A 24,853-nucleotide genomic window follows, 5' to 3' on the forward strand; every position below is an offset into this window, starting at 1 on the left:
GTGGAAACTGAGTTTCGAGGGCGCCAGCGTTGCATTCGAGCAACAGTTGTCGATGCGCAAAAGTCCCGCACGCCCTTGTTTTGGCGGAAATCCACAGGCAGACGATGGTTCCAGCACGCTAACCGCGGGGAGACTCAGTTGGATATCAGCATCGATTTCATGCGGCGCATTGCGCGTGCCGCCGCTGCCGAAACCTTGCCGCGCTTCCGCAGCCAGGGCGCGGTCGCCAACAAGGAGCAAGGCAGCTTCGACCCGGTCACCGAGGCCGACCGCGAGACTGAGCGGGTCATTCGCGCGCTTATATCAGCGGAATATCCCGATCACGGCATCCTCGGCGAGGAGCATGGCAGCGAGAACATTACCAGCAGGCATGTCTGGGTGATCGATCCGATCGACGGCACCCGTGCCTTCATTTCCGGCCTGCCGGTGTGGGGAACGTTGGTCGGGCTGACCGTCGACGGCGATGCCGTTGCCGGGATGATGTCGCAGCCCTTCACCGGCGAGCTTTTCTACGCCAACGCGTCCGGCGCCCATTATGAAGGCCCGGGCGGGCCGCGAAGGCTGACGACACGCAAGACGATAAGCCTCGCCGAGGCGACGCTGTTCACCACCACGCCGGCACTGTTCAAGGGAGACGCGCGCCTGCGTTACGACCTGTTCGAGCGGCAGGTCCAACTCGCCCGCTACGGCACCGACTGCTACGCCTTCGCCATGGTCGCGGCGGGAAGCGTCGACATCGTCGCCGACCCCGGTTTGAAACCCTACGATATCGTCGCGCTGATCCCGATCATCGAGAAGGCCGGCGGCGTCGTCACCACCTTCGAAGGCGGACCGGCGGAAAGGGGCGGCGACATCCTGGCTGCGGCAACGCCGGAGCTTCATGCCGCCGCGATGGCGGCGCTGCGTGGCTGAGTCGGCTGGCAGTTGGCCGTTGCATAGCCCACGCTCCTGACGGGAGGGTGTCAGCAGCTCTCGGCTATGGAGACTATGTCACGGAAGGGAATCACATGCGGACGCAGTCAACAGCCAGCCGTTCCGAAAATGCTCCAGCAGAAAATGCCCTGGGAGATGGCAGGGCCGACTTCGATTTCTTCTTCGGACGCTGGAAAGTCAACCATCGAAGATTGCAGAAGCGGCTGCAAGGCGACACGAACTGGGACGTGTTTGGCGGGACATGCGAGGTGCGCCCGATCCTTGGCGGGCTCGGCAATGTCGACGACAATGTCATTGGATTACCCGGCGGCGCCTATCGCGCCGCCACGCTGCGGACCTTCGATCCGGCGACGAGACAATGGTCGATCTGGTGGCTCGACGGCCGCAATCCGGCGACCATCGATGTTCCGATGCGCGGCGCCTTCGAAGCAGGCGTCGGCACGTTCCTGTGTGAAGACGTCTTCGACGGACGCGATATCCTGGTTCGCTTCCTGTGGTCGCGGATCACTGAAAGATCGGCGCGCTGGGAGCAGGCTTTTTCATCGGATGGCGGCAATACCTGGGAGATCAACTGGGTCATGGATTTCGCCCGGCAAGCGTAGGGGGAGATCGAGTTGGCAGACATTTTTCGAGCCAAGTCATGTTTTCAAGCCAAGACTTTTTTCGAGCCAGGTCATGTTTTCAATGATTTGGAGCGGTCTTCCGCGCGGGGGGAGCACGGCACTCAATCAGGCGGTGTCGTCGCTTCCCGGGATGAAGGCATCGAAGGCGGCAAAGAACTGCTCGCGAAAAAAGTCGGCTTCCTGCAATATTTCATGGCGTGCGCCATCGATCACCAGCAGCGAACCTAGACGCAGGCGTCTGGTGTAGGTTTCCACCGCCTTCGTCGAGACGACCTGGTCGGCGCCCGCGGCGACCACCAGCAGGGGAACCTGGATCCTGGCCATGAAGTCGGGATCGCTGACGGCCTCGGACGCCTCAGCCGCCGCTTTCAGCCAGCGGATCGTCGGGCCGCCGAGCGCCAGTTTCGGGTAGGTTTCGTAGATCAGCGTGTTGCGCAGATACCGCTCCGGATCCGATGTCACCATGTTGGTGGCAAACGGAATGGTTCTTCTGGGCCGCGGACCCCAGGCGGCATAAAGCTTGCCAAGGCCCAGCAGACAGAACAGCGAGCAGAGGCGGCGAACGGTGGTGGTCGAGACCGGCAGGTCGGGCACGGCCAGGAAGGGCGCGATCAGTACCATGCGGCGTACGCGGTTCACCATCGACGGCCCGGCAAGCAGCGTGATCACCGCCCCAGCCGAATGGGCCAATATGTAATATGGCCCCCGGCAGTCGGGCAGCACGATCTCCTCGAAGAACTGTTCCAGGTCGCCGGTGTAGTCGAAGAAGCTGCGGACATAGCCGCGCTCGCGGTCGCCGATCAGCCGGTCGGAACCGCCCTGGCCGCGCCAGTCGAAGGTGGCGACGCCAAAGCCGCGGTCGGCAAGGTTGCGAATGGTCTCGAAATATTTTTCGATGCACTCGTTGCGGCCGGTCAAAACGACCACGGTGCCCGTCAGCGGGCGGGCAACGGCGGGAAAGAGGCCATAGCGGATCTTCTTGCCGTCGCGCGTGGTGAAGAAACCACCGGCGGCATTCTCCGGCAGCGGATTGCCCGGAGTTTCGAGGAAAAGGGGAATTTTGTCGATCAAAGGGATTTCGTCGGGGAGGTCCGTCATTCGGCGCTGCGTTTTAAGTGTCGCTGCCTGCATGGCGCAAGCTTTTGTAGGCATAGACGCCCATGCAGCAAAAGCAAAGGAATTCCGGACGCGCAGGAAAGGCTGCACGAGGCAGCCGGCGAGTGAGGCCGAAAGCAGCTTGCGGCATGCTTCCGGCCCCCCGTCGATCCGGGAGGAAGGGACGTTACACCCGGTCGGCCCCGTTGCGGCAATCTCGCGCATAACCCCGAAAACCGCAGCCGATTTCGCTGTGAATCATGCGCAATCAAAGTGTTACAGCCTGCGTGTCCGAGAGGACGCGCGACGCCGTAACCGCCGCCTGTTCCTTGATCCTGGAAGCAGCCTAGCGCGACTTAGCTGAACGTCCGCCGAAGCCGCGGTTCATCTGCCGTTCATCGAGGCGGCAGAATCTTGAAATGCCTTCTCGTGCTCCCCAAATGTCTGCTGCGGCCGCCAATGTCGGGGCTGCTGGCCTATCCGGAACGCCGTCACGGGTTTCGCACCGGCCATACGCAAACCTTGTTGCTCAACAGGAGAACACACTATGCGTCATGTTGATTTTTCCCCGCTCTATCGTTCGACCGTCGGTTTCGACCGGCTGTTCACCATGCTTGATTCGCTTGCGCAGCCGGAAGGTGGGCAGACCTATCCGCCCTACAACATCGAGCGCACCGGTGAGGATTCCTACCGCATCTCGATGGCGGTCGCCGGATTCTCGGACGATGAGCTCTCGATCGAGGCTCACCGCAACGTTCTGACTGTCAAGGGTGAGCGCAAGGAGGGCAATGGCGAAGGCTCCGAACTGCTCTATCGCGGTATCGCCAGCCGGGCCTTTGAGCGCCGCTTCCAGCTTGCCGACCATGTTGACGTCGTCGGCGCCTCGCTGAAGAACGGCCTGCTCTTCGTCGACCTCAAGCGCAACATTCCCGAGGAGTTGAAGCCGCGCAAGATCGCGATCACCGCGTCTTCGGCGAAGGCCAAGCAGATCGAGGCCAAGACCGCTGCTTGACCTCAGCAATTAAAAGCCCGTCTCCTAGACGAGAGCGGCGCCGAAAGGCGCCGCTTTTTGTATGCCTGTGCCATCCAGGACCACAGGTCCTGGCCCTTTCGTGGCGAGCGGCGCTGCGTCATCCTGCGGCCTGAGTCATCTCGATCGCCGAGACCATCAAGGACGCGATGTCTGATTTTTCTTTGACGCTGACAGGCACAATCGCCATCACCTTCCTGCTGGCCGGTATCGTCAAGGGCGTCACTGGCATGGGGTTGCCGACGCTGGCGATGGGGCTGCTGGGTACGATCATGCCACCGGTCGCCGCTGCCTCGCTGCTTATTGTTCCGTCCTTCGCGACCAATGTCTGGCAGTTGTTCGCCGGCCCGAGTTTTGCGTCGATCCTGCGCCGGCTGTGGCTGATGATGATTGGCATCCTGATCGGCACCGTGGCGGGCTCATGGCTGCTGGCCAGCGACAACGTCAAGTGGACGACCGCCGGTCTTGGTGCCGCTTTGATCGCGTATGGCGCCTACACCTTGCTGGCCCGCCAATTGACCGTCCCGGTGCCAGCCGAGGGCTGGTCGTCACCCGCAGTCGGTTTCATCACCGGCATTGTCACGGGCGGCACGGGGGTATTCGTGGTTCCCGCCGTCCCCTATATCCAGGCATTGGGACTGGGCAAGGATGACCTGATCCAGGCGCTCGGTCTTTCCTTTACCGTGTCGACCATTGCGCTAGCGGTCGGCCTAGCCTCGCATGGGGCGTTCCAGCTTGAGCATATCGCGATGTCTTCGCTGGCCGTTGCTCCAGCCTTGCTTGGCATGTGGCTCGGGCAGGTCCTCAGGCAACGGATCAACCCAAAAACCTTCCGGCGCTGGTTTCTGATTTTTCTGATCCTGCTCGGCTTCGAGCTTCTGGTGCGGCCCTTCCTGGCTTAGCCCTAAACGGACTACGCGCCGATCAAGGCCTCGAATCGCGCTATGTCCTCATCCGTGGTCGCGAAGCTGGTGACGAAGCGATGGATAGCCTCATTCTCGCTGAGATGACCGTCGAAACCGTGCGGTACTCCCCATTCGTAGAATTTGGCGCCGGCCGCCTGCAGTCGTGCGGCATTGTCGTGGCTGAGGATTGCGAAGACTTCATTGGCCTGGGGAGGCCAAGCAAGCCGGGCCGAAGCAGAATCCTCAATTGCTGCCGCCAGGCGCGCGGCCATGACGTTGGCATGTCGCGCGGTTTTCAGCCACAGATCGTCGGCGAAATATGCTTCGAACTGCGCCGCGATAAAGCGCGATTTGGAGAAATTCTGTGCGGCGCGCTGGCGCAGCAGGCGCAGATCCCGTCCCAGGTTTGGATTAAGCACCACCACCGCGTCGGCCATCCAGCAACCGTTCTTGGTGCCGCCAAAGGAGACGATGTCGATGCCGCTCTTCCAGGTCATTTCCGCCACAGTGGCGTCTATCGCGGCAATCGCGTTGGCGAAGCGGGCGCCGTCCATATGCAAAGGCAACCCATGACGATGGCTCACTTCGGAGATGGCTGTGATCTCGGCGGCGGTGTAGACGGTGCCGACTTCAGTCGCCTGCGTGATCGTGACCGCCATCGGTTGCCCGGCGGGAGCCAAGTCTTGGGAATAGCGCATGATGGCCCTATCGAGCGCCTGCGGATTGATGCGCCCCAATGCCCCCGGCACCGGCGACATACGCGCTCCTCCGGTGAAAAAGCCCGACGCGCCGAATTCATCGACGGTCATATGCGCTTCGGAATGGCAGAAGGCGACGCCGCCAATGCGGTTGCACGCGCTCATGGAGAGGGCGTTGGCCGCCGTACCGGTTGCGACGAAGAACACTGCAACCTCGCGTTCGAAAATTTCGCTGAAGCGCCGATAGATGGCGCGGTCCAGGTCGCTGTCGCCGTAAGCAGTGGCAGCACCTGTGGCATGCCGGGATAAATTGGCTGAGATGTCGGGATGGGCGCCTGCCCAATTGTCGGAAGCGAAATTCATGCGTTTGCCTGTGCTGGGAAAGTCGATGCAACCTTGGCCGCTTTCGCATGCCGCTCGCAAGTGCCAAGCGGCGGAAAAGCGGTAAAGCCAGCGAGAGCGGAGAACAGGACATACGGTCGAAGGTTGCGTTTTGGTGTGGCCGCGCGTAATTTTCTGTCGCGGACAGCCCAAGATTGTTGTGAATCGGTCTTGTGCCCATCCGTAATTTCTGTCATAAAAATTTAGGACAGTAGTGCTGTCTTATTTTGTCGCACAAAACGGGCTGGATTGGCGTATCATTGGGCCTCTCCGGCCGTTGCCGCGAGCGACAGATAGACAGCCCGGCTCTGGCCTGTACGATTGCCGGATGCGAACCAGGCCGCCTGGTTCGGCAAGGATTTCGCAAGACGGGATTTCGCAAGACGTGCCGCAAGGATGAGAGGGAAGCTCATGCGCTTCCCAACGGAAACCAGCGCCCGAAGGGCTGGCATGGAGGACAGGACGATGACGGAAGTGACGCCATCTGCGACGAACGGCCCGGCCGCGCAGACGAAAGCGCCAGCCGTCAAAAATCCGTCGATCGCCACTGGCCCGACCAGGATCGGGCGGACCCCTACCGGGTTCGCCGCCCACGGCCTTTACGATCCGCGCAACGAGCACGATGCCTGCGGCGTCGGCTTCATCGTCAACATGAAGGGCGTCAAGTCGCATCAGATCGTCGCCGACGGCCTGGCGGTGCTCGAAAACCTGACGCATCGCGGCGCCGTCGGCGCCGACCCGCTGATGGGCGACGGCGCCGGTGTGCTGGTGCAGCTGCCCGACCGCTTCTTCCGCGAGGAGATGGCCAGCCAGGGGGTCGAACTGCCCAAGCCCGGCCATTACGCCGTCGGCCATATGTTCATGCCGCGCGATCCTCAGCTTCAGGCGCATATCGAAGGAATCATCGCCGAGGTCGCGCAGCTCGAAGGCCAGCCGCTGCTCGGCTTTCGCGACGTGCCGGTCGACAATTCATCGCTGTCAAAGGCGCCTGATATCGCTGCTTCCGAACCGGTCCAGCGGCAGGTGTTTCTGGGTCGTGGCGCCGAAATCGAGAGCGACGACGACTACGAGCGGCGGCTCTACATCCTGCGCAAGGTCATTTCCGGCCGTATCCACGAAGAGACCAAGGGCGTCGACAATGGCTTCTACGTCGTGTCGATGTCATCGCGGACCATCGTCTACAAGGGCATGTTCCTGGCCTACCAGGTCGGCGCCTACTACAAGGATCTGACCGATCCCCGTTTCGAGACGGCGCTGATCCTCGTCCACCAGCGTTTCTCGACCAACACCTTCCCGTCGTGGAAGCTGGCGCATCCCTATCGCATGGTCGCCCACAATGGCGAGATCAACACGCTGCGCGGCAACGTCAACTGGATGGCGGCTCGGCAGGCTTCGGTCGATTCCGAACTGTTCGGCAACGACATCTCCAAGCTGTGGCCGATCTCCTATGAGGGGCAGTCGGACACCGCCTGTTTCGACAATGCGCTCGAATTCCTGACGCAGGGCGGCTACTCGCTCGCTCACGCGATGATGATGCTGATCCCTGAGGCCTGGGCCGGCAACAAGCTGATGGATCAAGATCGCAAGGCCTTTTATGAATACCACGCCGCCCTGATGGAGCCGTGGGACGGGCCGGCGGCGGTGGCCTTCACCGACGGCCGCCAGATCGGCGCCACGCTCGACCGCAACGGGCTGCGTCCGGCGCGCTACATCGTCACCGACGACGATCGCGTCATCATGGCCTCGGAAGCCGGCGTGCTGCCGGTGCCGGAGGAAAGGATCGTCAAGAAATGGCGGCTGCAGCCCGGCCGCATGCTTTTGATCGACCTGGAGAAGGGTCGCATCGTTTCCGACGAGGAGATCAAGTCGGAGATCGCGACCCGGCATCCCTACAAGAGCTGGCTCGCCAACACCCAGCTCATCCTCGAAGACCTGAAGCCGGTCGAGCCGCGGGCGCTGCGCAGGGACGTCAGCCTGCTCGATCGCCAGCAGGCGTTCGGCTTTACCCAGGAAGACACCAAGCTGTTGATGTCGCCGATGGCGACCACCGGCCAGGAAGCGGTCGGCTCAATGGGCACCGACACGCCGATTTCGGCGATGTCGGACAGATCGAAGCTGCTCTACACCTATTTCAAGCAGAACTTCGCCCAGGTCACCAACCCGCCGATCGACCCGATCCGCGAGGAACTGGTGATGAGCCTGGTGTCCTTCATCGGGCCGAGGCCGAACATCTTTGACCTCGTCGGCAATTCGCGTCGCAAGCGGCTCGAAGTGCGCCAGCCGATCCTGACCAATGGCGATCTGGAGAAGATCCGCTCCATCGGTCATACCGAGGACCGTTTCGACACCAAGACGATCGACATCACCTATGCTTCGAACGAAGGCGCGGCCGGCATGCAGGGCGCCATCGACCGGCTGTGCGAGCGCGCCGAGGCGGCGGTCGCCGGCGGCTACAACATCATCATCCTGTCCGACCGTCAGCTCGGGCCGGACCGCATCGCCATCCCGGCATTGCTGGCGACGGCGGCGGTCCACCATCATCTGATCCGCAAGGGATTGCGCACGTCGGTGGGGCTGGTCGTCGAGTCCGGCGAACCGCGCGAGGTGCATCATTTCTGCTGCCTTGCGGGCTATGGCGCCGAGGCGATCAATCCCTATCTCGCCTTCGACACGCTGCTCGACATGCACAAGCGCGGCGAGCTGCCGGCCGAAGTCGACGCCAATGAGGTCGTCTCCCGCTACATCAAGTCGATCGGCAAGGGCATTCTCAAGGTGATGTCGAAGATGGGCATCTCGACCTACCAGTCCTATTGCGGCGCGCAGATCTTCGACGCCATCGGGCTGAAGACCGATTTCGTGCAAAAATATTTCACCGGCACCGCGACGCTGATCGAAGGCGTCGGGCTGGAAGAGATCGCAGCCGAAACGGTCAGCCGCCACGCCGACGGCTTCGGCAACGACCCGGTGCTGCGCAACAGCCTCGAGGTCGGCGGCGAATACATGTTCCGCATGCGCGGCGAAGCGCATATCTGGTCGCCCGATGCGGTGGCCACCCTGCAGCACGCCGTGCGCCAGGGATCGTGGCAGACGTTCAAGGACTATTCCGCTCAGATCGACAGCGAGACGGCGCGGGCGCAGAGCATTCGCGGCCTGTTCAAGATCAGGCTGGCCGAAGAAACCGGGCGCAAGAAGGTCGCGCTCGATGAGGTCATGTCGGCGGCCGATATCGTCAAGCGGTTCTCGACCGGTGCGATGTCCTTCGGCTCGATTTCCAGGGAAGCGCACACCACGCTGGCGCGCGCCATGAACACGATCGGCGGCAAGTCTAACACCGGCGAGGGTGGCGAAGAGGCCGACCGTTACCTGCCGCTGCCGGGCGGTGGCAAGAACCCCGAGCGTTCGGCGATCAAGCAGGTCGCTTCCGGGCGGTTCGGCGTGACGGCGGAATATCTGGTGAATTCCGATGTGATGCAGATCAAGGTCGCGCAAGGCGCGAAGCCCGGCGAGGGCGGCCAGCTGCCCGGCCACAAGGTCGATGCCACCATTGCCAAGGTCAGGCATTCGACGCCCGGCGTCGGCCTGATTTCGCCGCCGCCGCATCACGACATCTATTCGATCGAGGATCTGGCGCAACTCATCTACGACCTCAAGAACGTCAATCCGGCGGCTGACGTCTCGGTCAAGCTGGTCTCGGAAGTCGGTGTCGGCACGGTTGCGGCCGGCGTCGCCAAGGCGCGCGCCGATCACATCACCATTTCCGGCTATGACGGCGGCACCGGCGCATCGCCGCTGACCTCGCTCAAGCACGCCGGCAGCCCGTGGGAAATGGGCCTTGCCGAGACGCACCAGACGCTGGTGCTCAACGGCCTCAGGTCGCGCGTCGCGCTGCAGGTCGATGGCGGCCTGCGCACCGGCCGCGACGTCGTTATCGGCGCGCTGCTTGGCGCCGACGAATTCGGCTTCTCGACCGCGCCGCTGATCGCTGCCGGCTGCATCATGATGCGCAAGTGCCATCTCAACACCTGCCCGGTCGGCGTCGCGACGCAGGATCCGGTGTTGCGCAAGCGCTTCAAGGGCACGCCGGAACATGTCATCAACTTCTTCTTCTATGTGGCGGAAGAGGTGCGGGCGCTGCTCGCCGAGATGGGCTACACCCACCTCGACCAGATCATCGGCGACACCGACCTGTTGGAGAAGCGGGCGCTGATCCAGCACTGGAAGGCGCGCGGGCTCGACTTCAGCAAGATGTTCTTCAAGCCGCATGCCCCGCATGAGGCGGTGCACTGGACCGAACGGCAGAAGCATCCGATCGACGACGTCCTCGACCGCAAGCTGATCGAGTTGGCCAAGCCGGCGCTGGAAGCCAGGCAGCCGGTCAGCATCGAGCTGCCGATTCGCAATGTCGACCGTTCGACCGGCGCCATGCTGTCGGGCGAAGTGGCAAAGCGCTTCAAGCACAAGGGCCTGCGTGAGGACACGATCTCGGTGAAGCTCACCGGCACCGCCGGCCAGTCTTTTGGCGCCTTCCTGGCGCGGGGGGTTTCGTTCGATCTGATTGGCGCTGGTAACGACTATGTCGGCAAGGGCCTGTCGGGCGGCCGCATCGTCATCCGCCCGCCTGAGAACACGAAAATTGTCGCAGCGGAGTCGATCATCGTCGGCAACACTGTGCTCTACGGCGCGACCGAGGGCGAGGCCTATTTCTGCGGCGTCGCCGGCGAGCGTTTTGCGGTTCGCAATTCGGGCGTCGCCGCCGTCGTCGAAGGCGTTGGCGACCATGGCTGCGAGTACATGACCGGCGGCATTGTCGTCGTCATCGGCCAAACCGGCCGCAACTTTGCCGCCGGCATGTCGGGCGGCGTCGCCTATGTGCTCGACGAGGAGGGCGATTTCGCCGAGCGCTGCAACATGGCGATGGTCGAACTGGAACCCGTTCCCGAAGAAGACGACCTGATGGAGAAACTGCTCCATCATGGCGGCGACCTCGACCACAAAGGCCGTGTCGACGTGTCCGGCGACATGACCAGCCATGATGAGGAGCGGCTCTATCAGCTGATCTCGAACCACGTCCATTACACGGGTTCGGTGCGCGGCCGCGAAATCCTCGACAACTGGGCGGCTTTCCGGCCGAAATTCCGGAAAATCATGCCGGTCGAATACCGCCGCGCGCTGATCGAAATGGAACGCATGCGCATGGGCATTGCGGCGGAATAGGCTTTGGGATCTGCCGGGAAGCCAAGCTTCCCGGTCGACGCCTTCATCAACAATCCTGGCCTCGGACTGAAGGTTGCCATGGCTGCCTTATGAGGTTAACGGGTGCGTCGTCGAGCGCGCCATCTGGACAGCAGGGACTGGACTATGGGCAAGGTAACAGGGTTTCTCGAGATCGACCGGCAGGTGCACAAGTACCAGCCGGCTTCCGACCGCATCCGGCATTTTCGCGAGTTCACGCTGCCGATGTCGGACAAGGAGGTCGAGAAACAGGCCGCGCGCTGCATGGATTGCGGCATTCCGTACTGTCACGGGCCGACCGGCTGCCCGGTCCACAACCAGATCCCGGACTGGAACGACCTCGTCTACAACGGCGACTGGGACAATGCGATCCGCAACCTGCATTCGACCAATAATTTCCCGGAATTCACCGGCCGCATCTGTCCGGCACCTTGCGAGGAAGCCTGCACGCTGAACCTCGAGGACATTCCGGTCGCCATCAAGACGATCGAGCAGGCGATCGCCGACAAGGCCTATGAAACCGGTCATATCCGGCCCTATCCGCCGGAAAAGAAAACCGGCAAGCGCGTCGCAATCATTGGCTCGGGGCCGGCCGGCATGGCGGCCGCGCAGCAGCTTGGCCGCGCCGGCCACGACGTTCACGTCTATGAGCGCGAGAGCCGGCCGGGCGGGTTGATGCGCTACGGCATCCCCGACTTCAAGATCGAGAAGCACTATATCGACCGACGCATCGAGCAGATGCAAGGCGAGGGCGTGAGTTTTCATTGCGGGATCAATGTCGGCGTCGACAAGCCGGTGGCGGAGCTGCTCGCCGACTATGATGCGGTGCTCTATTGCGGCGGTTCGGAAACGCCGCGCCCGGCCAACATTCCCGGCGACGATCTCGACGGCGTGCATGACGCGATGCCTTACCTGGTGCAGCAGAACAAGCGCATCGGCGGCGAGCCGATCCAGTCGGTGGCGTGGCCGTCGCCGCCTATCGTCGCCGGCGGCCAGCATGTCGTCGTCGTCGGCGGCGGCGACACCGCATCCGACTGCGTCGGCACCGCCTTCCGCCAGGGCGCCGTTCGCGTCACCCAGCTCGACATCCGGCCGCAGCCGCCGGAAAGGGAAGACAAGCTTTCGGTCTGGCCCTACTGGGCGACGAAGATGCGCACCTCGTCCTCGCAGGCGGAAGGCGCCGAGCGCGAGTTCCAGGTGGCGACGCTCGAATTCATTGGCGAGGACGGCGCGTTGACCGGCGTCAAATGCTGCGAGGTCGATGAGAAACGCAAGCCGATCGCCGGCACGGAATTCGTCATCCGCGCGGATCTCGCCTTCATCGCTATCGGCTTTGCCGGGCCGGCTACCGTCGGACCGGTGTCGGAGTTGGCTGGCCAGATGAAGATCGCCATCGACAGTCGCCGCTCGAACAACGTCGAGGCCAATGATCGCGACTACAAGACCAGCGTCGAAAAGCTCTATGCGGCGGGCGATGTGCGCCGCGGTCAATCGCTGGTCGTCTGGGCGATCCGCGAGGGCCGTCAGGCAGCGCGTTCGATCGACGAGGCGCTGATGGGATCGAGCGTGCTGCCGCGCTGAGACCGCCTGGAAACTCTACTCCCGCGGCCATCTGAGGGCGTTTTCTGCGCTTCCGGCGCTACGGAGTGATCGCCGTGGTCGTTTCGGGCACGGCCGCCGCCACAGGCTGCTTCCTTGGCGGCCAGGAAAAATCGTCGGCGCGGCCGGGCGAAGCAGCTGATGACTTGCCCTCGACGACGAGTTTTTCGCCGGGCCCGTCCGGCTGTGCCGGCGCTGCGGCGCCGAGAAGTTCCGAACCGCCGTCGAGTGCCGGATCGTTGAGCAGCATCGGCACGGTGCGATCGACGGGCATGGGCGTCGGCGCCGGCGCCCCGACGGGAGCGCCCGCCGGCGCATAAGCTGCCGGTGTACCCGGAGGCGCGGTCATTCCAAGGATCTTCAGCAAGGGTTTTTCGGCATAGAAGGCGAGCTTGCGTTTGCCGGCTTTCGAGACATAGATGCCGTCGTCGGTGCGCAGGCGCACCGGCTGTCCGTTGATGTCAGGCCCGCTGGTGACAAAGGCGCCTTCCTCGTCGACGAACCCGTCCCAGATGTCGACGAATTCACCGCCGTGACTTTCGGCCGTCGAGCGGTAGATGTCGTTGAAAGCCAGCATGTCGGAGGTCATCTTCGGCGCCTTGAAGGCCGGCATGCCGACCCACAGATATGGCACCTTGGCCGACGCAATGGCCTTGCCGAACGCTTCGGTCCTGCGTTCGTATTCCTTGGTCCAGGCTTCGGACCGCGGCTGTTCGCGTTCACCGTTCACGCGCATCTGCTGCCGATCGTTGGAGCCCAGCATGACGATAACGGCCGCCGGCTTTTCGGTCTCGATCAGCTGCTTGATCTGTTCGGGCCAGTTGTAGAAATCGTCACGCACGAAACCGGACGAACCGTTGCTGCGGACGACGATTCTGACCTTGTTGTTTTCGGCAAAGGCGGTGTCGAGACCCTCGGCGAGGCCGGTCGCCATGAAATCGCCGACCACCAGAACGGTGCGGGCATCCGGCGCCTTAGCGACAATCGGGGCTGCCGGCTCAGCCGGCCGGCGCGGCGCGGCACGGGCCTTTCTGGCTTTTGGCTTGCGTGGCCCGATCCTCTGAATCTGTCGCGGCTGAATCAGTCGCGGCGGCTCCAGCCGCTCGCTTCGGCGCAGAAACAACAAGTCGCGCAGCGACCAGCCACGCCTTTGTTCTTCCTGCGCCACGGCCGGCGTGTGAAAGACGGCGGCAGTGCTGACGGCCAGAACGGCAATAGCCAGAATCAGGATCGGCACGCGACGAAGAATCACACGGATACGCGCAGCCGAAACCAATTGCCGTCTCCATCCCTTAGGAGCGCCGGACAACCGTGCCGCCGCTCTATCTTTTTTTGGAGCATCGGAGCCAAACCGGTTTTGGTCCGATGCTCCGGGTCAGCCCCTATGCGAGGCTAGTTCTGCCTGAGCCATTTGAGCACTTCCATGCTCGGATGTCCGTCCTGGGTCAAGCCAGCCTTTGCCTGGAAGGCCATGATGGCGGCTCTAGATCCCTCACCGATCTTGCCGTCGAACTTGCCGTCGTAGTAGCCGTACTGGGAAAGCCGTTGCTGAAGCTCCTGTCTCTCCTCGAAGGAGAGCTTCGTGAAAGGCCGCTTCCAGTCCTGCACAAGCCCACCATGGCCGGCGATTTCGTCGGCAAGAAGGCCAACGGCAACTGCGTATTTGTCGGCATTGTTGTAGCGCTTGATGACCGAAAAATTCTTGACCATCAGGAAAGCCGGGCCGCCACGGCCGCCTGGCACCTTCAGCGTCGCCTTCTCCGCACTATTCCTGAACGGCTTGCCGTTGACACGCGTGACACCCAGCGCTTGCCATTGCGAGAGTGACTTCGATCCGGCCGGGAACTTCCTTCCGTCGGGAAGGCTGACTTCATAGCCCCAGGTCCTGCCGGCCTGCCAGCCGTTCTTCCTGAGCAGATTGGCGGCCGTTGCCAGTGCATCGGGAATCGAATTCCAGATGTCGCGCTTGCCGTCGCCGTCCATGTCGACCGCATAGGCCTGATAGCTGGTGGGAATGAACTGGGTATGGCCCATGGCGCCGGCCCATGAGCCACTGAGGTGGCTCTTATCGATATCGCCCCTTTGCAGGATTTTTAGCGCCGCGATCAGCTGCGTGCGGGCAAACTTCGATCGTCTCGAATCGGCATAGCCAAGCGTTGCCAGCGAACGCACGACATTGCGCATGACATCGTCGCGCTTGAGGATTTCGCCGTAGTTCGATTCCATCGACCAGATCGCCAGCAGGATATGACGGTCGACGCCGTATCTTGCCTCGATCCTGTCCAGCCACGGCTTCCACTTCCTGGCCATCTGCTTGCCAACAGCGACCGACTGGTCATGGACGCGGTTGTCGAAATAGTCCCAGGCGGGCGCGGTGAATTCGGGTTGATAACGCGCTTTTTCCAGCACGACCGGGTCGGCATCGCTGATGCCCTCGAATGCGCGGTCGTAAACGGCGCCGGAAACGCCGCTCCGCACCGCGGTGGCGCGGAAGCTCGCCACCCATTGCCGGAAACCGGCGTCGGCAAAAGCCGATCCGGTTGGCATCAGCAAGGCAAGCGACATACTGGCGGCCGCAACGATGCTTGTGAAGCGCTTTGCGGCGTCGCGAACGGACATCTTTTCCTCCTTCTTCATCACAGGAAGATCATTCATCGCCGAACCCGGTTAGCATTTAGTTTACCATAGGTGCCGTTGGGAACGAAAAGGCGGGTTGGTGCTTTAGGGACTGCAGATTTTTTTCTGACCAGCCGTTCCATAATCCCAGATTCCGGCGCGAAAATGTCTTGAAGCGGGATTGCCGAACAACCTTAGAAGCGGATATTTGACAGCATGAAGAGAGTTCGCAAGGCAGTTTTCCCGGTCGCTGGCCTCGGCACGCGTTTTCTCCCGGCCACCAAGGCCATACCCAAGGAAATGCTGACCGTCGTCGACAGGCCTGTCATCCAGTATGTGGTCGACGAGGCACGAGAAGCCGGCATCGAGCATTTCATCTTCGTGACCGGACGCAACAAGGCGGTCATCGAGGACCATTTCGACGTTCAGTTCGAACTCTATGACACGCTCGCCCAGCGCGGCAAGGACGACGAGCTCGCCCGCCTGCAGCGGCTGCAGCCTTCGCCAGGACAGACCAGCTTCACCCGCCAGCAGGTGCCGCTTGGTCTTGGCCATGCCGTCTGGTGTGCCCGCGAACTGGTCGGCGACGAGCCCTTCGCGCTGCTCTTGCCCGATATGATCATGCAGTCCGAAAAAAGCTGCATGAAGGAGATGGTCGAGCTTTATGCCGAGACCGGCAACAACATCGTCGCGGTTCAGGAATGCGACCCCGCCGAGGCGCATAAATACGGCATCGTCGGCCGCGGCGAGGATACGCATCATGGTTTCCGCATTACCGGCATGGTGGAGAAGCCGAAAGCCGGCACGGCACCCTCCAATCTATACATCAACGGGCGCTACATCCTGCAGCCGGAGATATTTGGGATACTTGAAGGCCAGGAGAAAGGCGCCGGCAATGAGATACAACTCACCGATGCGATGCTGAAGCTGGAGAAGCAGCAGCCCTTCTATGGCTGCCACTACCGGGGGCGCACCTTCGATTGCGGATCGCCGGAAGGCTTTGTCGAGGCCAATGTCGCCTTCGCGCTGTGGCGCAGCGACATAAACGGACGCATGGCGGGCGTTATCAGCAAGCTTCTCGACGAGATGAAACCGTCAGAGCAGCGCGGCGCGGCGTTTTAACCCCTGGGCCAATGCATGCGCGCAAAAGCATGCCCTCGGGCCTGAACCGAGGGTGCGCAGCGGTTTTGCGATGCAAAGCTTCTCGAGACCACCGTTCCCGCCACGGCCCGACTTGAATCTCGACATGCCCCAAACCTGCAACGGCCCGGTTTACGGCTGCAGCGTCACCCCGACAAAGATGCTGTGGGCGGTGTAGTCGCGGCCCTCGAGGTTGCTGGTCTGTTTTTCAGTTCTGGCGCGGGTGGTCAGTCCGGCATATCGGTTCAGCCACCATGTCAGTCCGGCCTCGGCGCTCAGCGTCAGATCATGGCCGTCCGATCCGATGTAGTCGCGCCAGGCAACGCCGAGAGCTGCGTTGCTGGTCAGGTTGGCACGGATTTCCCGCTCGGCGGTGAGGCGGCCGGAGTAAAGGATGGTGCCACTTTCGTTGGCGGTTGTCGTGCCCTCGACGATCGTCTGTCCGGTGAGGCCGATCGTGGTGCCGCGTTCCGGCGACCATCTGAGGTCGGCATTCACCGTGGCGCCCGAAATTGCACGCAGGCGGTCGTCGTCGATCGCCTCGCGCAGCCAGCCGGCCGAGAACTCGCCGGCAAGCTTCTCGCCGAGGTCCAGCTCGGCGCCGGCCCGAACTCCAAGCCGCGTCGAGGATCGTTCGAAACCATTGCTGTCGACGCGCAAATCATAGACCCGGCGGCCGATTTCGACCTCGGTGAAGGGGGTGATGGCGGGCGAAATCTCATAGCCGGTGCGCAAGGTGGCGGTATAGAGCGTCGAATCTCGGTCTTTCTGCGACAGCGTTCCGCCCGTCGAAAGCTTGGCGTCGCCGTAGATGTCGTGTTCGACTGCGCCGGTCAGGGCGAAGCGCATCTTGCCGGCATCCTTCTCGACTGCCAGGCTGCCGTCAATGGTCTGGCGCACCGGCTGCTCGACTGTGCCTTCGATGACGACCGGCGAGGAAGCCGATTCCGGCGCCGCCTCGTAGCCGAGCCTGGCGATAGCGCGCAGATCGTTGTCGAAGTCGACATTGAGCATGCCTTCGACACGGCCGCGCGCCTCCTCAACCTCGTCGCCCGATATGGTCTTGAGAAACGTGCCGTAGCCGTCGACGGTAGCCGAATTCTCCCGCCAGTCGGAGATGGCATTGAAGCGCAGCGTCGTTTCCGACAGCAGGGCCGGCTTGCCTTCGCTGCTTGAATCGGCATTCGATGAGGCCCTCAGGCCTTGCTCGAGCGTCGGCCTGATCACGAAGGAGCCGAGTTTGATGCCGGTGGCGGCGAACGGGTCGTCCTCGGCCCTCCTGTCCCGGCCTTCGATGGCTTCGACGCGCTCGGCGCCCGGATCGAGCTGCTGCCTGTCGGCGGAATCGATGGTCACGGCACGGGAATTGATTGGGTCCTGGTCGGTCTCGGCGGTGTCCTCGTCATCGGTCGTGGCCGTCGTCGCGGCGGCCTGTGTCTGGGCGGCCTCCTCCTGATCGGCGGCGCCCTGCGTTGTGCTCGATGGCCGGCGCGGCGGGACGGGAGCGGGGGTGTCCGCAAACGGATCGTCGGTTGCTTCCGGCGGATCAAAAATGCTGCCGGTCGCCGGTGCCGTGTCGTCGTCCTGCACGGCGCCCGGGCTGGCCGGCTGATAGGGAGGCGTCGGCGCAGTGCTCTGGGTGGTTGCCCCTGCCTGCGCCGTCTGATCCTGGGCGATGCTCAATTGCCTGGTTTTGCGCTGCTGGTCATCCAGAATCGCTGATTCCGAAACCTCGCCGCGCAGCTCGGTAACCTGGGCATAGGGTTGCGCAGGCCGCAGCAAGGCGAAGACGCTGGTCGCCAGCAGCAAGGCGCAGACCGCCTTGCCGTTTCGTCTTTCTTTCTTTTCAGGCTTGGTCCCGGACATTGCTACCACTGCTTGCGCGGCGCACGCGCGCCATACTTACCGAACCGTAAACGGGGATGGTTAACGCAGGGTTGAGGCGGCGGTCGATCAAAGCCCATTGGATTAGCTACCGGATGGCAATTCCGTTGGACAGGCGCGCGGCAAAGCGCTAATCGCATCAGCCATGCATGCGGGATCCCCAGACAAGAAGCGGCTAGATGGGCAGGCTTCGATCGCCTCGGCGCTTAGAACGGTAGCGACCGAGCAGGCCGGAGTCGCGGCGCTGGCGGCCGCGCTCGAAAACGGATTGACCGAACCGTTCGCGCGCGCCGTCGATCTGGTGTCGCATATCGCCGGCCGCGTCATCGTCACCGGCGTCGGCAAGAGCGGCCATATCGGCTCAAAGATCGCGGCGACGCTCGCCTCGACCGGCACGCCGGCTTTCTTCGTCCATTCTGCCGAAGCCAATCATGGCGACCTCGGCATGATCGCCAGGGACGACGCCATCATCGCCATATCGTGGTCGGGCGAGAGCCGCGAGCTCAAGGGCATCATCGCCTATTCCAGGCGCTTCTCGATTCCGCTGATCGCAGTCACCGCCGGAGAGCGTTCGGCGCTGGCGCGGGCGGCCGATGTGGTGCTTTTGCTGCCGCGTGCGCCGGAAGCCTGCCCGCACGGCCTGGCGCCGACGACATCGACGCTGCTGCAACTGGTGATCGGCGATGCACTGGCCATCGCGCTGCTCGAAGCGCGCGGTTTTACGCCGGATCATTTCCGCACCTTCCATCCCGGTGGGCAACTTGGCGCCAATCTGACGCAGATCCGCGACATCATGCATGTCGGCGACAGGCTGCCGCTGGTGCCTTCCGGCACTGGAATGCACGAAGCGATCCTCGAATTGTCGCGCAAGGGGTTTGGCTGCGTGGCGATAACCGCTGCGGATGGTACGCTGATCGGCATCATCACCGACGGCGACATCAGGCGCCACATCGGCAGCAATCTTCTGGCGATGAGCGTCGACCAGGTCATGACCAAGGAGCCGAAGACGGCCGGACCGGATACGCTGGTGGCGACTGCGCTGCAGACGATCAACAGTTCGACCATCTCCAGCCTGATGGTTGTCGAAGGCAGACGGCCGGTCGGACTTGTCCATCTGCACGACCTGCTGCGCATCGGCGCGGCCTGAGCTCGTCAGAGAGAATTTCCAAACAGTCTCTGACAGAGCTCAGGTCCGTTTGAAGTCGCACCGCCGAGATGGTGGGATCAGTCCAGGACCGCCTCGACCGTCAGTTCCAGATCAGTGTCGGCCGCGCCCGTCACGCGCACCTGCGTGCCGGCCGGGAGATCGGGGCCGGAGACGCGCCATAGCGTGTCGCCCAGCTTTATGCGACCGCGGCCGTCCTTGATCGGCTCGGCCAGCGTGGCCATCCTGCCGATCATTTGTTCGCCGCGGCGGTTCAGCAGCGGCTGGTCTGTCGGGTCATGGCGTCCGCCCGCCAGTCTCTTGCCGACATAGGTTGAAACCAACGACATCGCCAGGAAGGCGAGAACCTGGATTTGCCAGGTCCAGAAGTCCGCGTCCCAGATGAGCAGGGAAACCACGCCGATCAGCAGCGCGGCGATGCCGATCCACAGCATGAATATGCCCGGTGCGATGACCTCCATCACCAGGAGGACGAAGCCGAGAACCATCCAAACCCAGGGGCCGAGTTCGGAAATGATGCGTTCGAACATGGGCTCAGGTCTCGCTGGGACGAACCACGGGCGGGCGTGCAGCTTGCCGCGTGGTGCCGGCAGTGCCCTCTGCGCCGAAGACTTCCTTGGCGATCGCGCCGATGCCGCCGAGGGTGCCGATCAATGATGAAGCTTCCATAGGCATCAGCACGACCTTGCTGTTTGTGGCGGAGCCGATCCTGGTCAGTGCTTCGGTGTATTTCAGCGCAACGAAGTAGTTGAGCGCCTGCACGTCGCCCTTGGCGATCGCTTCCGACACCACCTGCGTGGCGCGGGCCTCGGCCTCGGCTGAGCGTTCGCGCGCCTCGGCGTCGCGGAAGGCGGCTTCCTTGCGACCCTCGGCTTCCAGGATCTGCGACTGCTTGAGGCCTTCGGCGTCGAGGATCTGCGCGCGCTTGTTGCGTTCGGCCATCATCTGGCGCCCCATCGATTCGACGAGATTGGCCGGTGGATTGATGTCCTTGATCTCGACGCGGGTGATCTTGATGCCCCAGGGATGCGCCGCCTCGTCGACGACGCGCAGCAGGCGTTCGTTGATGGCGTCGCGGTTCGACAAAAGCTCGTCGAGATCCATCGAGCCCATCACGGTGCGGATGTTGGTCATCGTCAGGTTGAGGATGGCGTTCTCCAGCCCGGCGACCTGGTAGGCGGCCTGGGCGGCGTTGAGCACCTGGTAGAAGGCGACGCCGTCGACGGCGACGGTGGCGTTGTCGCGGGTGATGATCTCCTGGGTCGGGACGTCGAGCACCTGCTCCATCATGTTCAATCTGGAGCCGATGCGGTCGATGAACGGCACGATGAGGTTGAGGCCGGGGCTCAATGTCTTGGTATAACGGCCAAAGCGTTCGACGGTATAATTGTAGCCTTGCGGTATTGTCCGGATGCCTTTGAAAAGCACGAGCACGACAAGGGCGACAAGAACAAGAAGCGCGATATCGAAACCACTGAAATCCATTTGGCTCTCCCTCAGATGCCGGCCACGCAAATGTTTCAACGCGACCGACTTCACCAAACACTTAATTGTGTTTCAGGAACGTTACAATCAGGTGATAGTGGACTAACGGTGCATTGAAAGCCGGCTCGCGGCGTTCGATTGTACTTCCGCTTCAGATCCAGCCAGACAGTTCGCGCCGCACCATCGCCTCGATCACCGCCATGCCCTCGGCACTGTCGTTGAGGCAGGGGATGTGCGCGAACTTCTCGCCGCCGGCATGATGAAAAGTCTCGGCCGCCTCCCTGCCGATCTCGTCCAGCGTCTCGATGCAGTCGACAGAAAAACCCGGGTTGACGATGGCGATCGATCTCACGCCTTCTGCGGGCAGTTTCTCGACCGTCTTGTCGGTGTAAGGCTGCAGCCATTCCTGCGCACCGAAGCGCGACTGGAACGTGGTGATCAGCTTCTTCTCGTCCCAGCCGAGCTTTTCACGCAGCAGCCGGGTCGTCTCCAGGCAATGCGCCTGATAGGGGTCGCCCTTGTCGGAATAGGGTTTTGGAATGCCGTGATAGGAGGCGATGATCATTTCCGGCTCGAAATCGAGGCTCGCCAGATGGCGCTCGATCGAACGGGCAAGCGCCTCGATATAGACCGGTTCGGCATAGTAGGGCGGCACGCTGCGGATCGCCGGGGCGCGGCGCATCTTCATCAGCGCGCGAAACAGCTGGTCGTTGGCGGTCGCGGTGGTGGTCGCGGAATATTGCGGATAAAGCGGAAAAGTCAGAATGCGGTCGCAGCCTTGCGCGACCAACCGTTTGGCGACGCTCTCAGTCGACGGATTGCCGTAACGCATGGCCCAGTCGACGGTGATGCCTGGCAGGTCGCGCAGCGCCTCGGTCAGCTTTTCGCTCTGAGCGCGGGTGTAGGTGCGTAGCGGCGACTCGTCACGCTGCCGGTTCCAGATCCTGGCATAGTTGGCGCCCGACTTCTTCGGCCGTGTGGTGAGAACCAGCCCGTAGAGGATCGGGTACCAGATCGCCTTGTTGAGCTCGATGACGCGCGGATCGGACAGGAATTCCCTGAGATAGCGCCACATCGGCTTGAATTCCGTGCCGTCGGGCGTGCCGAGATTGACCAGCATGACTCCGATCCTGCCCGCCCCGACCGGCGGCTGTCCTGCCGGCAGCGGGCCGAGGACCTTCGCGGCCTTGGGATCGGCAGGGTTGGAAGGCGTCATAAGGGATCTCCGCACACCGCGCGAAACTAGCGATGCCGCGCCGGTTTTCAATGCAGCGTCTGGCCGCACCTTATCAGCGAAAGCAGAAAAACCCGCCCGGTTAGCCGGACGGGTTTTCCAACAATGACAGAAGAATTCAGTTTGCGGCCGGGATGGTCAAGGTTGCGCCGACGGGAAGGCGGCGCGGCTCGTAGTCCTTGTTGGCGTCGGAGATCATTTTCCACCTGGCGCCATCGCCATAGGCCTTTTCCGCCAAATCCCAATAGGTGTCGCCGGCAACGATCACATGGCTGCTTTCGGCCGGTGTTGCCTCGGCTGGTTTGGCCGGTTCCGCCGCAGGCGCCGGTGCCGCCTCGGCTGGCTTCGCCGGCTCGGCAGGTGCCGGCGTTGCCGGGGCGGGTTCCGCCGGCACGGCTGGCGGTGTCGTGGCAATATCGTCCGAACCGGCCGGCGGTTCGGGCATCGCCGGCTCCGCAGTCGCGGCTGGAGCCGTTTCAGCTGGTTTTGCCGGCTCGGCCGGAGCGGGAGCCTCGGCCGGCTTCGCCGGCTCCTGGGCCGGCTCCTGGGCCGATTCCTGGGCCGTTTGCTGGGCCGATTCCGCCGCGGCGGCGGCCGTGATTTCGGTGATGCGGCCATCGAGCTTCGGCGTATAGGGCCGATTCGCGCCGAGATAATCGGCAACCACCTGTTCGAGGCCCGGACCGTAATCGTAGGCATTCTTGGCCTTGTCGGCGAACACCTTGTAGCCGTCGCCGCCCTGGCGGACATAGTTGTTGGTGGCGACCAGGTAGTCCTTGTCCGGATCGATCGGCGTCCACGCGCCGCCTTGCATGACCTGGACCGACTTGACGCGCCCGGCATTTGCGGCGGCCGATTTGTCGAATGAATACTTTAGGCCGGCAACCTGCGGGAAGCGTCCGGCGCCGTGCTCGATCTGGCTGAGACCGTTCTCGAGCCCGGCGATCAGATCCTTGCCGGAAATCTGGAAGGTCGCCACTGTGTTCTGGAACGGCAGCACGTTCAGCACTTCGCCCATGGTGACGGTGCCCTGGTCGATCGAAGCGCGCAGACCGCCGCCATTCGTGATGACGATCTCGACACCCTGGTCCTTGACGCGGTCGAGGACGGCATCGGAGACAAGATTGCCCATCTCGCACTCGCGGGTGCGGCAGTTCTCACGGCTGCCGTCGATCGCCTTGGTGGTTTCGGCGACCTCCTGGTTCTTCAACGCCTCGATCGGCGCCCCGAGTTCCTTGATGCGGGCAAGCACGGCGGGGTCCGGCGTGATCGATTTGTCGAGGTAGATCGGGTCGCCGCTGGCTTGCTTGACGACGCCGTTATCGTCGAACACGACCTTGAACTCGCCGAGATATTTCGAATAGGACGCCGCCTGGACGACCGGCACCTTGTAGCCGCCCGGATTGTCGACCATGGTCGGGTAGGGGCCCTCGGCCTTGGGGTCGGTGTTGGACAGCAGCGAATGGCTGTGGCCGCCAACCACTACGTCGACACCCGGAATCTTGGCGATGACGTCACGCTCGCGCTTGTAACCAATATGGGTGACTGCGATGATCTTGTTGACGCCTTCTCCCTTCAGCCTCTCGACCTCTGATGTGATCGACTTGACGTCGTCCTCGATCGTGACGTTAGGTCCTGGCGAAGCGAGTTCCGGCGTGTCGTTGGTGACCGCGCCGACGACGCCGATCTTCTGGCCGCCGACCTCGATCACAACAGACGGCTTCACGCGGTCACCGAGCTTGGATTGCGCGTTGGCCTTCACATTGGCGCCGAGCACCGGAAACTTGATCATATCCAGGAACGGCGCCAAGGCCGCCTCGCCGTCGTCGAACTCGTGATTGCCGACCGCCATGGCGTCGAATTTCATCTGGTTGAGGAATTCGCCTTCGGTCTTGCCCTTGTAGGTCGTGTAGAACAGCGAACCCTGGAAATTGTCGCCGGCGCTGAGCAGCAGCACGTTCTGGCCTTCCAGCTTCTTGCGCTCCTGGGAGATCGCCGTGATCAGCCGCGCCGCGCCGCCGGTGCACTCGCCCTTGGTCTCCTCTTCGGCCGAGCAGGTCGATTCATATTTGTTGTTGCTTTCGATGCGGCTGTGCCAGTCGTTGATGTGCAGGATGTTCAGCGTGTAGTCGGCAAGGGACACGCCGGTCGACAGGCCGAGCGTAGACGCCGACAGGGCGGCGATGGCGGCGATCTTCTTCATCTTCGTCTCCCGGATGACCTGTTTAACGCCATGCTCGACTGCCGGCTTTTCGCCCATGTTCACATCGCGTTTTAGCCGATGCAAGCGGAATCGGGACCAGCTTTGCCGGCGCAAAAAGGACGGCGGCCTCAAGCCTCCGTCCTTTGCAAAAGCCGGTTCACTACTGGCTCAGGTGCGTCGCGTCAGCACAAAGTTCTGCCCGCTCACGCTGGTGCAATTAAGCTGCGAGGTGGAGATCAGCAAGCAGTTGAAGCTGATCGGCGTCTGGCGGATCAGCGAAGTGCCCTGGATTTGGACCGAGGTGCCGCCGGTCATGGCGTAGCTGCCGTCGGCAAGCTTCTGGCCGGTGTCGGTGGCGACGGTCTTGAAGCTGCCGCCGGCGAAGGTCGACAGGCCCGTGCCCTGGGCGTCGATCCATGAGCCTTCGACCGGACTCCGCGTGGCCAATGGCGGCCCGCCCGGGCCGGCTGTGGTACACGCCGCCAAGGCTGCAGCGGCCGCGACAATGCCGGCCGAAAGCAATTTGCGCGCAATCGTCATCATCAAGATCCTCTCCTCTCGCATTGGCCCGAAAATCGATGCGATTTTTCGGAAAGCACGATGCGTACACTCAAGGCGCCAGAGCATACT

18 protein-coding genes are annotated in these 24,853 nt (G+C 62.7%); 8 read left to right on the top strand and 10 right to left on the bottom strand.

Annotated elements, in window-relative coordinates; genetic code table 11:
- The first annotated feature begins 138 nt into the window (after positions 1–138).
- Together hisN and JG739_RS08440 are read left to right on the top strand one after the other, a co-directional pair.
- Positions 139–912: a histidinol-phosphatase gene (gene hisN / locus JG739_RS08435; protein ID WP_202366062.1), complete on the top strand. Its 774-nt coding sequence runs from the start codon at positions 139–141 to the stop codon at positions 910–912.
- Between the two features lie 95 nt (positions 913–1,007).
- Positions 1,008–1,535 (top strand): DUF1579 domain-containing protein, encoded by a 528-nt coding sequence (locus tag JG739_RS08440; RefSeq protein WP_202366063.1) that lies wholly within the window; start codon positions 1,008–1,010, stop codon positions 1,533–1,535.
- A 126-nt stretch (positions 1,536–1,661) separates the two neighbouring features.
- Here JG739_RS08440 and JG739_RS08445 read toward each other — a convergent pair whose 3' ends face one another.
- Positions 1,662–2,654: an alpha/beta fold hydrolase gene (locus JG739_RS08445; protein ID WP_202366064.1), complete on the bottom strand. Its 993-nt coding sequence runs from the start codon at positions 2,652–2,654 to the stop codon at positions 1,662–1,664.
- Positions 2,655–3,198: 544 nt separating this feature from the next.
- Here JG739_RS08445 and JG739_RS08450 point away from each other — a divergent pair.
- Both JG739_RS08450 and JG739_RS08455 read left to right on the top strand, forming a co-directional pair.
- Entirely contained in the window at positions 3,199–3,663 is a 465-nt protein-coding gene (locus tag JG739_RS08450) for an Hsp20 family protein (RefSeq protein WP_202366065.1), read from the top strand.
- Positions 3,664–3,830: 167 nt separating this feature from the next.
- Positions 3,831–4,583 carry a sulfite exporter TauE/SafE family protein gene (locus tag JG739_RS08455; RefSeq protein WP_202366066.1) on the top strand — a complete coding sequence of 251 codons (753 nt, stop codon included), beginning with the start codon at positions 3,831–3,833 and terminating at the stop codon, positions 4,581–4,583.
- Between the two features lie 11 nt (positions 4,584–4,594).
- On the opposite strand, the gene JG739_RS08460 is transcribed toward JG739_RS08455, so the two are convergent.
- Entirely contained in the window at positions 4,595–5,647 is a 1,053-nt protein-coding gene (locus tag JG739_RS08460; protein ID WP_202366067.1) for a threonine aldolase family protein, read from the bottom strand.
- Positions 5,648–6,130: 483 nt separating this feature from the next.
- Here JG739_RS08460 and gltB point away from each other — a divergent pair, with 483 nt between their 5' ends.
- Together gltB and JG739_RS08470 are read left to right on the top strand one after the other, a co-directional pair.
- On the top strand, positions 6,131–10,879 hold the full coding sequence (gltB, locus tag JG739_RS08465; protein WP_202366068.1) for a glutamate synthase large subunit: 4,749 nt from the start codon (positions 6,131–6,133) through the stop codon (positions 10,877–10,879).
- A 144-nt stretch (positions 10,880–11,023) separates the two neighbouring features.
- On the top strand, positions 11,024–12,478 hold the full coding sequence (locus tag JG739_RS08470) for a glutamate synthase subunit beta (protein WP_202366069.1): 1,455 nt from the start codon (positions 11,024–11,026) through the stop codon (positions 12,476–12,478).
- A gap of 58 nt (positions 12,479–12,536) precedes the next feature.
- Here the strand turns inward: JG739_RS08470 and JG739_RS08475 are convergent, their stop codons facing one another.
- Positions 12,537–13,772, bottom strand: a complete 1,236-nt coding sequence (locus tag JG739_RS08475; protein ID WP_202366070.1) for an SGNH/GDSL hydrolase family protein — start codon at positions 13,770–13,772, stop codon at positions 12,537–12,539.
- Positions 13,773–13,888: 116 nt separating this feature from the next.
- On the bottom strand, positions 13,889–15,115 hold the full coding sequence (locus tag JG739_RS08480) for a lytic murein transglycosylase (protein WP_202366071.1): 1,227 nt from the start codon (positions 15,113–15,115) through the stop codon (positions 13,889–13,891).
- Positions 15,116–15,328: 213 nt separating this feature from the next.
- Here JG739_RS08480 and galU point away from each other — a divergent pair, with 213 nt between their 5' ends.
- Positions 15,329–16,234 (top strand): UTP--glucose-1-phosphate uridylyltransferase GalU, encoded by a 906-nt coding sequence (gene galU, locus JG739_RS08485; RefSeq protein WP_202366072.1) that lies wholly within the window; start codon positions 15,329–15,331, stop codon positions 16,232–16,234.
- A 150-nt stretch (positions 16,235–16,384) separates the two neighbouring features.
- On the opposite strand, the gene JG739_RS08490 is transcribed toward galU, so the two are convergent.
- Positions 16,385–18,118 (bottom strand): outer membrane beta-barrel protein, encoded by a 1,734-nt coding sequence (locus JG739_RS08490; RefSeq protein WP_202366073.1) that lies wholly within the window; start codon positions 18,116–18,118, stop codon positions 16,385–16,387.
- 163 nt (positions 18,119–18,281) lie between these two features.
- On the opposite strand from JG739_RS08490, the gene JG739_RS08495 reads away from it, so the two are divergent.
- Positions 18,282–19,283, top strand: coding sequence for a KpsF/GutQ family sugar-phosphate isomerase (locus JG739_RS08495; protein ID WP_202366074.1), 1,002 nt, complete (start codon positions 18,282–18,284; stop codon positions 19,281–19,283).
- A gap of 77 nt (positions 19,284–19,360) precedes the next feature.
- On the opposite strand, the gene JG739_RS08500 is transcribed toward JG739_RS08495, so the two are convergent.
- The 5 genes from JG739_RS08500 to JG739_RS08520 form a co-directional block, all read right to left on the bottom strand.
- Positions 19,361–19,831, bottom strand: coding sequence for an NfeD family protein (locus tag JG739_RS08500; protein WP_202366075.1), 471 nt, complete (start codon positions 19,829–19,831; stop codon positions 19,361–19,363).
- Positions 19,832–19,835: 4 nt separating this feature from the next.
- Positions 19,836–20,786, bottom strand: a complete 951-nt coding sequence (locus JG739_RS08505) for an SPFH domain-containing protein (RefSeq protein ID WP_202366076.1) — start codon at positions 20,784–20,786, stop codon at positions 19,836–19,838.
- A 151-nt stretch (positions 20,787–20,937) separates the two neighbouring features.
- Complete coding sequence (hemH, locus tag JG739_RS08510; protein ID WP_202366077.1) at positions 20,938–22,002, bottom strand: ferrochelatase; 1,065 nt, start codon at positions 22,000–22,002, stop codon at positions 20,938–20,940.
- Positions 22,003–22,138: 136 nt separating this feature from the next.
- Positions 22,139–24,223 carry a bifunctional metallophosphatase/5'-nucleotidase gene (locus tag JG739_RS08515; protein WP_202366078.1) on the bottom strand — a complete coding sequence of 695 codons (2,085 nt, stop codon included), beginning with the start codon at positions 24,221–24,223 and terminating at the stop codon, positions 22,139–22,141.
- Positions 24,224–24,391: 168 nt separating this feature from the next.
- A complete protein-coding gene (locus tag JG739_RS08520; protein WP_077380452.1) occupies positions 24,392–24,763 on the bottom strand; it encodes a hypothetical protein in 372 nt (123 codons plus the stop codon).
- Positions 24,764–24,853: the final 90 nt, after the last annotated feature.

It is taken from the genome of Mesorhizobium sp. L-2-11 (assembly GCF_016756595.1).
Lineage (GTDB): Bacteria > Pseudomonadota > Alphaproteobacteria > Rhizobiales > Rhizobiaceae > Mesorhizobium.